Raw genomic sequence first — 12,428 nt, 5'->3', positions numbered from 1 at the left:
GGCTGCACCAGCCCAGGTCAAATCAATCAGCGGGCTCCCAATTGCCCGGCGCCCGCGCCGTGATAACGGCGCGACGCGGAGCCGTGTAACCCTCAATGGTCTTGCTGCTGTCGTCGGGATCGAGGAAGTTGGCCAGTGAGTGGAAGGTCATCCATTCGGTCGTGCGTTGTTCCGCCGTGCTGGTATTGCCGACATCCACCACCCTGGCATCGGCGAACCCGGTTTTGCGCAGCCACCCCAGCAAGGTGTCGCAGCTGGGCAGGAACCAGACGTTACCCATGCGCGCATAGCGCCCCTCGGGCACCAGCACGGCCCCCGGGCCCCCTTCGATAACGAGCGTCTCCAGCACCAGCTGGCCTCCGGGCCGCAGGCAGTCACGCAGCTCCAGCAGGTGATCCATGGGCGAGCGCCGGTGATACAGCACACCCATGGAAAATACGCTGTCAAAAGCACGCAGCTTTGGCGGCACCTGCTCGATGCCCAGGGGCAGCACCCAGGCTGCAGCTTGCTGCAGGTACTTCTGCAGTGCCCAGAACTGCACCACGAACAGGGGCGTGGGATCGATGCCGATAACCTCGCGTGCGCCTGCGCCGAGCATACGCCAGCAGTGATAGCCGCTGCCGCAGCCGACGTCGAGTACCCGGCGTCCCGGCAATGGATCGAGCCCGGGCAGCAGTCGTTCCCACTTCCAGTCCGAACGCCATTCCGTATCGATGTGCACGCCGAACAGTTCAAAAGGTCCCTTGCGCCAGGGGTGCAGGCCCATCAGCGCCTCGCGCAGAGAGGTGGATAGGTCTGCGGGCAGGGGTTGGTTGCTGCTTGCGCCCACGCGCGGGCTGTCGAGCTGAACGCTGGCCACGTCGATGTCCGGCAGGCTGTCCAGCGCGGCCAGCCAGCGCTCGAGGTCTCCATAGCGCTTTTGCGACAAGCCCTGCTCGATCCGCCCGGGCAGTGCCCGGGCCCAGGGCGCCAGGTCGCCCTCCTGCCAGCGGTCGATAAGTGGCGAGTAGTCGATCACTTCAGGGCCACCATGGAGGCGAAATTGAAGCACTGGAACCAGACATCGCAGGCGGAAAACCCGGCGTTTGCCATACGCTCGCGGTGGGTGGCCAGTGTCTCCGGGAGCAGCACATTCTCTATGGCGGCGCGTTTCTGGGCGATTTCCAGCTCGCTGTAACCGTTGGCGCGCTTGAACTCGTGATGCAGTGCGATATTCAGCTCGTCGAGGTGCGGATCTTCAAAGGTGACCTTTTCTGACAGTACCATCACCCCGCCCGGGCGCAGGCCCTTGTATATGTGCCTGATCACCGCGTCGCGTTGGGCCAGGGGGATGAACTGCAGGGTGAAGTTCAGCACCACCACGGAGGCGTTGTCGATGGCGATATTTTCGATATCCGCGCACACCAGGTCCACGGGCGTGTCGTGGGTGTCCGTTTCGATAATGGTGCGGCAGCGCTCGAGCATGGCCTTCGAATTGTCGACACCGATGATGCGACAGTCGCGGTGGTCCAGGTTCTGGCGCATGGCCAGGCTTGATGCGCCGAGAGAGCAGCCGAGATCGTACAGGTTGCTGCCCGGTGCGGCATATCGCTGCGCGAGCAGGCCAGTCATGGCGACAATGGTGGTGTAGCCCGGAACCGAGCGCTTGATCATGTCGGGAAATACACGCGCCACATTGTCATCAAAGGTGAACAGGCCGGCCTCTCGCAGTGGGTCAGCGTAAATCGTATCTCGGGAATCCGTCATTTTAGCTACCGCATGCCTCCGCGCTGCTAATGGCCGCTGCTCAACAAGGCCGCGATTCTAGCATGAATTGTTAAACCGGCGGCTGCACAAAGACCTGTTGCCGCATGTCAAAAGCCCGCAGAATGACGGTTATACGAGCCACAGCAGGACCTGCCGATGCGCGCACCCAACAGCCATTACGTTGCCGATATCCGACCACCCCGTCTGCGCCACAGTATCAGCGAACTTGGGCGGGTGGCCATGGAGGCTGGCACGTCGGTGCTGTGCAAGGGGGTGTTCAAGACCCTGCCCAGGGGTGATGGCCATACCATTATGACCATCCCCGGCTTCATGGGTGCGGACGGCTCCACCGCCATGCTGCGGAAATTTCTGCGTGATCGCGGCTACAACGCCGTGCCGTGGGGGCTGGGGCGCAATGCGAGTGAGGCCAAAGCGGACAGCATGGAGCAATTCATGCGTCATCGCGCCCAGCTGGAAGAGCGAATCGCCGTGCAGCTGGAACGCGAGTGGCAAGCCTCGGGGCGCAAGGTCACCCTGATAGGCTGGAGTCTCGGTGGGCTGTATTCCGTGGCCCTGGCGCACCGCTATCCGCAGTGGATTCGCCAGGTCATTACGCTGGGTACGCCCTTTGGCGACCCCAGGGGCACGGCACTCTACAGCGTGATGGCACGTATGAATGACAATTCTGCGGGTGAGTCAGAGGAGGCGCTGCGGCGATGGGTGGATTACACCTACAGCGGCGGTGAGCTGCGTGTGCCGGTGCTGACGCTGTACAGTGAGTCGGACGGGATTGTCGGCAAGGGCATCGCCCGTTGTGAGGGCGACCCGCGCTATGTCACCAATATGGCGGTGATGGCAAGTCACGTGGGCTTTCCGTTCAACCCCATCGTGTTTGCCGTGATTGCCAATCACCTGGTGGCGCCAGACCAGCGCTGGTCGCTATGCCAGAGCAGGCGCACTGCGCCGTTCGCCAGGATCACTGACGCTACCTGAAGCGCCCAGCGCGGTGAGCCGGACTTAGTTGGCGCTGCGAATCAGGTAAGAGTCTTCTGTGGCAAAAGGCTGGCTGACCGGTGCGCGCTGTTCAAAGGACGCGAAGCGTTTGCCGGCATCGCTGGCCTTCTTGTTGCTGCGGCTGCGGGAAAACTTGATGCTGGAGAGGAACTCCACCAGGCTCACCTTGCCATCGTCTATTCTTTTCATGGTACAAATACTCTTAAGTAAAAAATTGCTGCGATTGTAGTCTAGGAATATGAGACCGTGATTGGAGGTAAAAATTGCGCTGAAATTGTGTGAAAAATGCCCAGCAGCGCTATAATCCGGCGCCTTTAGCCATAGCGACACCGGATTGTTCATGAAGCCCGACAACTACCCCCAGCGCCCCGCGCATCTGTGGGAACACTTCTACCAGTTCACCCGTATACCGCGTCCTTCCAAACAGGAGGCCGCGGTCAGGCAATACCTTGTCGATCTGGCGCAGCAGGCCGGCCATCCCGTGCGCCTGGACGACGCGGGCAACCTGGTGATCTATGTGCCGGCGTCGCCGGGTCGCGAGGATCGGCCCACCGTGATCATCCAGAACCATCTGGACATGGTGACCGTGAAGACCGATGACGTGGAGCATGATTTCACCCGCGACCCATTGCAGCTGAAAGTCGACGACGGCTGGTTAGGTGCCGATCGCACCACCCTTGGCGCGGACAACGGCCTGGGCTGTGCAGCGTCCATCGCCCTGATGACTGATCCTGATGTGACTCATCCCCCCCTGGAGCTGTTGTTCACCGTGGATGAAGAAACCGGGCTCGGTGGTGCGCTGAACCTTGATGCGTCCATGTTGAGCGGAAGCCTGATGCTGAATCTCGACACCGAGGACTGGAACGAGCTCTACATCGGTTGTGCCGGTGGCGCCGGTTGGCAGTTTGCGCGCAGTTTTGCCGAGGATCCCCTGCGTGGCGATGCCGAGTGCTTTCGGCTCAACCTGCGCGGCCTGGCCGGTGGCCACTCGGGTGTGCAGATACACGAACAGTTGGGCAATGCCATCAAGCTGCTGGGTGAGTGCCTGCGCGGACTTCCGGGCCTGCGCCTGGGCAGCATCGAGGTGGGTGTTGCGCACAATGTTATCCCCCGTGAAGGCGTCGTCGAGTTCGCCGTTCCCGCAGAGGTCGCCGGCCGGCTCGCCGAACACTTGGAGAACGCCCGGCAGCGGTGGCTCGGCTACCTGCCCGCTGCGGATCACGGCGTGGAACTGGCACTGCAGTCGGTACAGCTGGACAGCGCCCTGGATGCAGTGGATTCGCTGCGCCTGCTCGACCTGATCGCCGCCTTCCCGCACGGCGCACAGGCCTACAGCCTGGAACAACCCGCGGACCTGGTAGACCTCAGTATCAACCTGGCTATCCTGCGCCTGCAGCGCGGGGAGCTGTATGTCGAATCCAGCTATCGCTTCTTTAATGAACAACAATCGCTGCCGCTGCAGCACGCCGTGCTGGCGCTGGCGCGCGCCTACGACCTCGAGGTCACTGAAGATGTGGGCTATCCCGGCTGGGAACCCGATTTCAGCAGTCCGCTGCTGGAGCAGGGCAGCGCCGTGCACCAGCACCTGTTTGGCGCGCGTCCGGCGGTCAAGGCGATTCACGCCGGACTGGAGTGTGGAATACTCAAGAGCAAGCTCCCTGGCGTTGATACCCTGTCCTTCGGGCCTACCATTCGCGGAGCACATTCCCCCTCCGAACGCCTGAGAATAGACACGGTAGAGCCTTTCTGGCGCTTCCTCACTGAACTACTCGCTGATATCTGAACTGAAGGACCGTAACCATGCTGGACCAACTGCAAGCGCTTCCCGCTGATCCCATTCTCGGGCTGGCCGCCGCTGCGCGCGCTGACACGCGCGCCGAAAAGGTCGACCTTACCGTCGGAATTTACATGAACGAGCAGGGCATCTGCCCGGTATTCGACGCCGTACGTGACGCCCAGGCCGCGCTGGCTGCCGACGAGACCACCAAGGCGTATCTGCCGGCGGCGGGCGTCGCGGATTTCAATACCGGCATGCAGGAACTGCTGCTTGGTGCCGACCATGTCGCCTTGCAGGACAAGCGGGTCAGCAGTGTGTCGGCGCCGGGTGGTTGTGGCGCACTGCGCATCGGTGCGGAAATTATTCACGCGGCGGCACCGGGCGCCACGGTATGGGTCAGCGACCCCACGTGGCCGGTACACCTGCCCTTGCTGGGCAGTGTCGGCCTGCAGTTCTCCAGCTATCGCTATTACGATCCGTCCAGTCACGGCGTAAATTTTGATGCCATGGTCGAGGACCTGAAACAGGCCGGAGCGGGCGACGTGGTGCTGCTGCATGGCTGCTGCCACAATCCGTGTGGTGCCGACCTGACCCTGGAGCAGTGGGGCGTGGTCGCGGATATGGCCGCAGCGCAGGGCTTCCTGCCGTTCATCGACATCGCCTACCAGGGTATGGGCGACGGACTGGACGCGGATGCCGCGGGCCTGCGCCTGCTGGCGGAGCGCCTGCCGGAAATGATCGTGGCGGGTTCCTGTTCCAAGAATATGGGGCTTTACCGCGAGCGCACCGGGGTCACGCTTTTCATCTGCCGTGATCGGGATAACGCCCAGGCGCTGGTGAGCCAGGCACTGGTCGCAGCGCGCCGCATTTACTCCATGCCGCCGGCGCACGGAGCATTGATCGCCGGCCGTATCCTGGCTGACGCGCAACTGGGCGAGGCCTGGCGGACTGAACTGTTGCAGATGTGTGAGCGCATCAATGGCCTACGCAGTACATTGCGCCAGAAGCTGGAGTCCGCTTGTGATCGTGACTTTGCTTTCATAGAGAAGGAGAAGGGCATGTTCTCTTTCCTGGGCCTCTCTGCGGAGCAGGCGGTCAGGTTGCGTGAGGAGTACGCCGTTTACATGCTCAACTCATCACGCATCAACGTGGCGGGGGTGAACGCGGGCAATATCGATTACCTGGCTGAGTCTGTGGCGGCGGTGTTGTAAGCCAGCCACGCCAGCGTCAGGGGCCATGTGGATAGCGCTGCCTGAGATATTGGGTCCGAACTTTTTGGTGATTTCACTCTGGCCGCTCGGCACTCAGCAGCCAGGTTCCGTTGCCGGAAACGGTAGCGCGCCATCCATGGCACCTCGACTCCCCGGAGCGCCGGCCGGGCCATCCATGGCCTCCGACGTTCCTGCAACGGAACCTGGCTACTGAGCACCTGATCCGTTAGCTGGGAAGTGTAACGGTTCTTCAAAAAAATTCGATTGCAACAACTGTACGAAGGTCCGGCAGTGGGGTTAGCTGTTAGAGACAATCAGGCCACCGCTTTTTGCGTAGTCGCGTTTTCGGGGGACTTCCGCTGTGGATGTCTGAGGCTGCTTAACGGTTGCGCACAGCAACCGTTGCCGAGTTACGCAGCGGCCCGGAAACGCGACGGAGCTTGTGGTCGTCTCAAACAGCTAACCCCGCTGCCGGGCCTGACGTCGACGAAAATGAATCATCTGCCACTGCGCCCTCCATTCAAGCGTTTCAGCCTTCCAATTCCGACCAGCGCTCAAAGGCCTGTTCAAGTTCCTCCTGCACACCCGCCAGGTCGCCTAAAACCTGCTGCACTGCCGTGTGTTCGCCCTGGTAGAAATCGGGCTCTGCGACCTGCGCTTCCAGCTCGCGCTGGCGGGTTTCCAGGGTCTCGATCAGGGCCGGCAGCGCGTCGAGCTCGCGCTGGTCCTTGTAGGACAGCTTGCGTTGCTTTGCCGGTGCGGGTGCCGGTTTTTCGCTAGTGGTGTTGGCCGCTGCGGGGGGCGCCGCTTCCTCCCTGCGTTTGCCCGTTGCCGAGAGGTCACTCAGTCTGCCACCGCGGGCTTCCCAATCGCCGTAGCCGCCGGCCTGTTCGTCGACGTGACCGTCGCCCTCCAGAATCAACAGGCTGGTGACCACGTTGTCCATGAATTCCCGGTCGTGGCTGACCAGAATCACTGTGCCTTCGAATTCGAGCAGGATTTCCTCCAGCAACTCCAGTGTCTCGATGTCGAGATCATTGGTCGGCTCGTCCAGGACCAGCAGGTTGGCGGGTTTACTGAACAGGCGGGCGAGAATGGCCCGGTTCTGCTCGCCGCCTGAAAGGGCTTTCACCGGCGTGCGCACCCGTTCCGGGGAGAACAGGAAGTCGCCGAGATAGGAGATGGCATGGCGCTGCTTGCCGCCGATGTCGATAAAGTCGCGGCCACCGCAGATGTTGTCGATGAGGTTTTTCTCGGGGTCCAGCTGGCCACGCAGCTGGTCCGAATAGGCGATTTCCAGCTTGCTGCCCAGCTTGACCGTGCCAGAGTCGGGAGTCAGTTCTCCCAGCATGATCTTCACCAGGGTGGATTTGCCGGCGCCATTTGGCCCCACGATACCGATGCGATCACCGCGCTGGATGATGGCGTTGAAATCCCTGAGCAGGGTTTTGTCGCCGTAGGCGTGGCTGACATGCTGCAGCTCCGCCACAATCTTGCCGGAACGGGATGCCTCCTCCACGCCAAACTCGGCGCGGCCCTGTCTTTCGCGGCGCTCGCCGCGCTCTGCACGCATGGCCTTGAGCGCGCGCACCCGACCCTCGTTGCGCGTACGCCTGGCCTTGATACCCTGGCGAATCCACACCTCTTCCTGCGCCAGCTTTTTGTCGAACAGTTCGTTGGCGCGCGCCTCGGCCTCCAGTTCCTGCTCCCGGTGACGCAGGAAGCCGCGATAGTCGCCTCGCCAGACAGTGAGGTGTCCCCGGTCCAGCTCGGCAATACTGTTGACCACGTTCTGCAGGAAGCGGCGATCGTGGGTGATCAGGATCAGGCAGCCGCGAAAGTTGCGCAGCTGCTCTTCCAGCCAGGTAATGGCGGGGATGTCGAGGTGGTTGGTGGGCTCGTCCAGCAACAGGATGTCGGGCTCGCTGACCAGTGCCCGCGCCAGTGCGACCCGCCGCCGCCAGCCGCCGGACAGCTCACTCATGAGCGCGTCCGCCGGCAGTTGCAGTTGGCTCAGTGTGGTTTCCACGCGCTGCTGCAGGTTCCAGCCGTCGACGGCTTCCAGCTGCTGCTGCACCCGGGCCAGGGCATCCATGTCATCGCCGTGGATCAACTGGTGGTATTCGGCCAGTAGCGCCCCGGCTTCTTCCAGGCCGCCGGCCACGGTGTCATAGACGGAGAGCCCGGCCGCATCAGGCAGGGTTTGTTCGAGTCGCGCCAGCCGCGTACCGGGTCGCAGCCAGCGCTCGCCGCTGTCTGCGGCGATCTCTCCCGCCAGCAGTTTAAGCAGGGTGGTCTTGCCGGCACCGTTGCGCCCCAGCAGGCCAAGCTTGTCGCCGTTGTCGATAGTGAGATCGACAGCGTCGAGTATGGCGTGGGTGCCGAAGTGCAGGCTGACTTTATCGAGTTTGAGCAGTGGCATGGGGATTCGGTTCGGGTGTGGGAGGCGAATTCTACGCCAGATGCGCCCGGGGCTACAGCCCGTCGGTGAAATGCCGCTGCAGGTGACCGACCAGCGCCTCAGACGCTCGCGACAGTCCGTGGCGTTTACGCGTGAAGATGCCCACCTGGCGCTCGATACTGGGGCCGTCGATGGGCTTGCACAGAATACCCAGGCCCTCCATCTGGTCCCTGCAAAGTTGTGGCACGACGGCGCCACCCAGGCCCACAGAGACCATCCGACCGATGGTGGCGAGTTGGTGGGCTTCCAGAAGCTGCCCGGGGCTGACTCCCGCAGCGGCCATGGCTGCCTCCGTGGTGACACGAGACCACGACCCGCGGTTCATGGCAATAAAGGGTTGTTGCACCAACTGCTGCCAGGTCAGCCGGTCCTCAGCCGCCAAAGGAGACGCGCGGTGAACCAGCGCGATCCAGCGATCAGTGAACAGCGGTATGAAATCCACACCGTCCAGCTGTTCTGGCTCGAAGGTGATGCCCAGGTCCACCTGGCCAGTGCGCACGGCCTCGATCGTCGCCTCCATCACCACATCTTCCACGCCGATATTGATATGCGGGTACTCCTGTCGAAAGGCGACGAGCGCCTCCGGAAACTGATTCATGGCAAACGATGGCATGACTGCCACACTTATCTTGCCCTGCTGCAGGCTGAAGCTTCGTCCCAGATCATCGAAGGCCTGGTCCCAGTCCGCCAGTAATCTGCGTGCGGTGGGCAGGAAGTTGCGCCCCTCGGGACTGAGTTCCAGTGACCGGGTAGAGCGCACAAACAGGCTGCCGCCCACCGTCTGCTCCATTTTCTTGATCGCCAGGCTCAAGGCCGATTGGGACAGGTGCAGTAGTTCGCTGGCCTCGGCAAAGGATCGGCTATGGGCGAGGGTAACGAAGGCGCGCAACTGGCGAAGACTGACATTCATAAATAAAGTAAAAATAAACGTTAGAAATATCAATTTGTTAAATATATGGCGCTGGCGCATATTGTGCAATCAGTTTGAGGAGACGAGTCGATGAGTAAGCCCCTGTGGCGCCCCAGCCAGCAACGCATTGAGCAGGCACGTATAACGCAGTTGCGGAAGCAGCTGCAGGACCGCGGATACGAGATGGGTGCCGGTTACGCCGGGTTGCAGCAGTGGTCCGTGAAGCAGCCAGAGCAGTTCTGGGAGGCAATCTGGCACTTTGGCGAGGTGATCGGTGAGGGCGAGCTGCAGCCGGTACTCGTCGATGGTGACCGCTTTCCCGGCGCCCGCTGGTTTCCCAGCACCCGCCTCAACTTCGCCGAGAACCTGCTGCGCTTTCGCGACAGTCGCCCGGCCCTGGTCTCGCTGCTGGAAAATGGTGAGCGCCGGGAATTGAGCTACGCCGACCTGTACACGCGTGTTGCCCAGCTGGCCGCAGCGCTGCGGGCGGAGGGCGTGGTGGCAGGAGACCGGGTGGCCGGCTTCATGCCCAACGTCGAGGAAACGGTGGTGGCGATGCTGGCTGCAACCAGCCTGGGTGCTGTCTGGTCTTCCTGTTCGCCGGACTTTGGCATCAGCGGGGTGATGGACCGGTTTGGGCAGATCCAGCCCAAAGTACTGTTCGCGGCCGACGGCTATCACTACAACGGCAAACGCTGCGACTCGCTGCAGCGTATTGCCGCCATTCGTGAGCGTATCGACAGTATCGAAAGGGTGGTTATCGTGCCCCTGCTGGAGCAACGGCCGGCCGTTGACGCCATAGCCGATGCGGTGCTGTTTGCGGATTACCTGCAGGCCTCGGCCACCGGGGTCGACTTTGCGCGCCTGCCCTTTGACCACCCGCTCTATATCATGTATTCCTCCGGCACCACGGGCGTACCCAAGTGCATTGTTCACGGTGCCGGCGGGTCGCTGTTGCAGCACCTGAAAGAGCACCAGTTACACACCGACCTGCGCCGCGAGGACGTGTTCTTCTATTTCACCACCTGCGGCTGGATGATGTGGAACTGGTTGGTGTCGGGCCTGGCGACCGGGGCGACGCTGATACTGTATGACGGCTCTCCGTTTGCCAATGACGGCAGGCTGTTGCTCGACGCGATCGACACAGAGGGGATTACCGTATTCGGTACCAGTGCCAAGTTCATCGCCGCGCTGGAGAAGGCCGGGCACAAGCCGCGACAGAGCCACGCCTTGCATAGCCTGCGCACCATACTCAGCACCGGATCCCCGTTGTCCCACGAGAGTTTTGAGTACGTGTATCGCGATTTCAAGGACGATGTCTGCCTGTCGAGCATCTCCGGCGGCACCGATATTCTGTCCTGCTTTGTGCTGGGCTGCCCGGTACTGCCGGTCTACGTCGGCGAGATACAGGCCGCGGGCCTTGGCATGGCGGTAGAGATATGGGACGAAGCGGGCAACTCCGTGGTCAGGGAGAAGGGCGAACTGGTCTGTACCCGGCCCTTCCCCAGTGCCCCGATCGGCTTCTGGAACGACCCCGGAGACACCAGGTACCGCGCCGCATACTTCGACAGCTATGCCAACGTCTGGGCCCACGGGGATTATGGTGAGGTAACCGAGCATTGGGGTTTTATTATCCACGGCCGCTCTGACGCGGTGCTCAATCCCGGTGGCGTGCGCATCGGTACGGCGGAGATCTACCGCCAGGTCGAGCGCGTGGAGGAGGTGATAGACAGTATCGTTATCGGCCAGGAATGGGGCGACGACGTGCGCGTGGTGCTGTTTGTCGTGCTGCGTGAAGGCATCAACCTGGACGCGGAACTGCAGGCGCGGATCAGGCAGTCCATTCGCGAGAACACCACGCCGCGACATGTACCCGCGGTGATTGTCCAGGTCGCTGATATACCGCGCACCATCAGCGGCAAGATTGTGGAGCTGGCGGTACGTAATGTGGTGCACGGCCGGGAGGTGAAAAATACCGACGCACTGGCCAACCCCGGGGCGCTGGAACTGTATCGCGACCTGCCTGAATTGCGGTCCTGAGAGGGCCTGAAATCGCGCTGACGATCTGGTAAAGTGGCGCCCGCCTCGAGTCCGGGCCAGCAATGCAATTTTCGGAGAAAGACATGAGTGAACGTGAAGTAGTAGTCCTTAGCGGCGTGCGCACCGCCATCGCTGACTTTGGTGGCAGCCTGAAAGACGTGCCCGCCACTGAGCTGGCAGGCCAGGTCGTTGCCGAGGCGGTCAAGCGTGCGGGCGTCGACCCGCAGGACATCGGTCACTGCGTGTTCGGCAATGTCACCCACTCCGATCGTCGCGATATGTACATGTCCAGGGTAGCGGCCCTGAAGGGTGGGTTGCCCAACGAAACCCCCGCGCTCACCGTTAACCGCCTCTGCGGCTCCGGCCTGCAGGCCGTTATCTCCGCTGCACAGATGATCCTGCTGGGCGATTGCGATGCAGCGGTTGCCGGCGGCGCAGAATCCATGAGTCGTGTGCCTTACTGGCTGCCGAATGCACGCTTCGGTGCGCGCATGGGCGACGGCGCCATGGTCGACGCCATGATCGGTGCCCTGACCTGCCCCGTGAACGATTACCATATGGGTGTCACCGCCGAAAACCTCGCCGACAAGTACAGCGTCAGCCGCGAAGAGCAGGACGAATTTGCGGCCGAGAGCCATCGCCGGGCGCAGCAGGCCCAGGAAGAGGGGCGCTTCAAGGAACAGATACTGCCTATCGAAGTCAAGACCCGCAAAGGTGTCACGGTGTTTGCTCACGACGAGCACGTGCGCGCGGGCACCACCGCGGAATCGCTGTCCGGCCTGCGGCCCGCATTCAAGAAAGAAGGCAGTGTGACTGCGGCCAACGCCTCCGGCATCAACGACGCTGCTTCCGCCCTGGTGTTGATGGAGAGAGGCGCGGCCGAAGCCAGGGGGCTGAAGCCGCTGGCGCGTATGTGCGGCTACGCACTGGCCGGGGTCGATCCCGCCATCATGGGTATCGGCCCCGCACCGGCCGTGCGGCAGCTGCTGCAGAAGACCGGCGTTGCCCAGGACGACGTGGACGTCTGGGAATGCAACGAGGCCTTCGCGGCGCAGGCGCTGTCCGTGGTCAAGGAACTCGGCCTGGATCCGGCAAAGGTGAACCCCAATGGCTCCGGCATTTCACTGGGGCATCCTATCGGCGCCACCGGTGCGCTGATCACGGTGAAGGCGCTGTATGAACTGGAACGTACAGGCGGCCGCTACGCGGTATCCACCATGTGTATTGGTGGTGGCCAGGGTATCGCGGCGTTGTTTGAACGCATCTAGG

The 12,428-nt window shown here is 62.3% G+C and carries 10 protein-coding genes; 5 read left to right on the top strand and 5 right to left on the bottom strand.

Going from position 1 to position 12,428, the window contains the following annotated elements; translation table 11 throughout:
- Positions 1-22: 22 nt before the first annotated feature.
- Positions 23-1,018 (bottom strand): tRNA 5-methoxyuridine(34)/uridine 5-oxyacetic acid(34) synthase CmoB, encoded by a 996-nt coding sequence (gene cmoB / locus F0M18_RS16000; RefSeq protein ID WP_262500974.1) that lies wholly within the window; start codon positions 1,016-1,018, stop codon positions 23-25.
- On the bottom strand, positions 1,015-1,746 hold the full coding sequence (gene cmoA, locus F0M18_RS15995; protein ID WP_149612475.1) for a carboxy-S-adenosyl-L-methionine synthase CmoA: 732 nt from the start codon (positions 1,744-1,746) through the stop codon (positions 1,015-1,017). Before cmoA ends, cmoB begins: the two co-directional genes overlap by 4 nt.
- A 156-nt stretch (positions 1,747-1,902) precedes the next feature.
- Between cmoA and F0M18_RS15990 the strand changes: the two genes are divergently transcribed.
- Complete coding sequence (locus F0M18_RS15990) at positions 1,903-2,739, top strand: esterase/lipase family protein (RefSeq protein WP_149612474.1); 837 nt, start codon at positions 1,903-1,905, stop codon at positions 2,737-2,739.
- A gap of 24 nt (positions 2,740-2,763) precedes the next feature.
- On the opposite strand, the gene F0M18_RS15985 is transcribed toward F0M18_RS15990, so the two are convergent.
- Positions 2,764-2,949 carry a hypothetical protein gene (locus F0M18_RS15985; protein ID WP_149612473.1) on the bottom strand — a complete coding sequence of 62 codons (186 nt, stop codon included), beginning with the start codon at positions 2,947-2,949 and terminating at the stop codon, positions 2,764-2,766.
- Positions 2,950-3,100: 151 nt separating this feature from the next.
- Between F0M18_RS15985 and pepD the strand changes: the two genes are divergently transcribed.
- A complete protein-coding gene (gene pepD, locus F0M18_RS15980) occupies positions 3,101-4,543 on the top strand; it encodes a beta-Ala-His dipeptidase (protein ID WP_149612472.1) in 1,443 nt (480 codons plus the stop codon).
- A gap of 17 nt (positions 4,544-4,560) precedes the next feature.
- Positions 4,561-5,748, top strand: a complete 1,188-nt coding sequence (locus tag F0M18_RS15975) for an amino acid aminotransferase (protein WP_149612471.1) — start codon at positions 4,561-4,563, stop codon at positions 5,746-5,748.
- 529 nt (positions 5,749-6,277) lie between these two features.
- On the opposite strand, the gene F0M18_RS15970 is transcribed toward F0M18_RS15975, so the two are convergent.
- Together F0M18_RS15970 and F0M18_RS15965 are read right to left on the bottom strand one after the other, a co-directional pair.
- Positions 6,278-8,170 (bottom strand): ATP-binding cassette domain-containing protein, encoded by a 1,893-nt coding sequence (locus tag F0M18_RS15970; RefSeq protein ID WP_149612470.1) that lies wholly within the window; start codon positions 8,168-8,170, stop codon positions 6,278-6,280.
- 52 nt (positions 8,171-8,222) lie between these two features.
- Positions 8,223-9,119 (bottom strand): LysR family transcriptional regulator, encoded by an 897-nt coding sequence (locus tag F0M18_RS15965; RefSeq protein WP_188109761.1) that lies wholly within the window; start codon positions 9,117-9,119, stop codon positions 8,223-8,225.
- 90 nt (positions 9,120-9,209) lie between these two features.
- On the opposite strand from F0M18_RS15965, the gene F0M18_RS15960 reads away from it, so the two are divergent.
- A complete protein-coding gene (locus F0M18_RS15960; RefSeq protein ID WP_149612468.1) occupies positions 9,210-11,159 on the top strand; it encodes an acetoacetate--CoA ligase in 1,950 nt (649 codons plus the stop codon).
- Between the two features lie 83 nt (positions 11,160-11,242).
- The gene (locus tag F0M18_RS15955) at positions 11,243-12,427 is read left to right on the top strand and encodes an acetyl-CoA C-acyltransferase family protein (RefSeq protein WP_149612467.1); all 1,185 of its coding nucleotides are present in this window, start codon (positions 11,243-11,245) and stop codon (positions 12,425-12,427) included.
- Position 12,428: the final 1 nt, after the last annotated feature.

The sequence above is a fragment of the Pseudohalioglobus sediminis genome (genome assembly GCF_008370495.1).
Classification (GTDB): Bacteria; Pseudomonadota; Gammaproteobacteria; order Pseudomonadales; family Halieaceae; genus Halioglobus.
Note: the sequence above shows the minus strand (reverse complement) of the source record. Positions and strands in the feature narration are given on the sequence as shown.

Bases quoted from the DNA above. Each gene is read 5' to 3' on its own strand.
- cmoA (WP_149612475.1), bottom strand. From the start codon at position 1,746: ATGACGGATTCCCGAGATACGATTTACGCTGACCCACTGCGAGAGGCC.
- F0M18_RS15990 (WP_149612474.1), top strand. From the start codon at position 1,903: ATGCGCGCACCCAACAGCCATTACGTTGCCGATATCCGACCACCCCGT.
- F0M18_RS15985 (WP_149612473.1), bottom strand. From the start codon at position 2,949: ATGAAAAGAATAGACGATGGCAAGGTGAGCCTGGTGGAGTTCCTCTCC.
- pepD (WP_149612472.1), top strand. From the start codon at position 3,101: ATGAAGCCCGACAACTACCCCCAGCGCCCCGCGCATCTGTGGGAACAC.
- F0M18_RS15975 (WP_149612471.1), top strand. From the start codon at position 4,561: ATGCTGGACCAACTGCAAGCGCTTCCCGCTGATCCCATTCTCGGGCTG.
- F0M18_RS15970 (WP_149612470.1), bottom strand. From the start codon at position 8,170: ATGCCACTGCTCAAACTCGATAAAGTCAGCCTGCACTTCGGCACCCAC.
- F0M18_RS15965 (WP_188109761.1), bottom strand. From the start codon at position 9,119: ATGAATGTCAGTCTTCGCCAGTTGCGCGCCTTCGTTACCCTCGCCCAT.
- F0M18_RS15960 (WP_149612468.1), top strand. From the start codon at position 9,210: ATGAGTAAGCCCCTGTGGCGCCCCAGCCAGCAACGCATTGAGCAGGCA.
- F0M18_RS15955 (WP_149612467.1), top strand. From the start codon at position 11,243: ATGAGTGAACGTGAAGTAGTAGTCCTTAGCGGCGTGCGCACCGCCATC.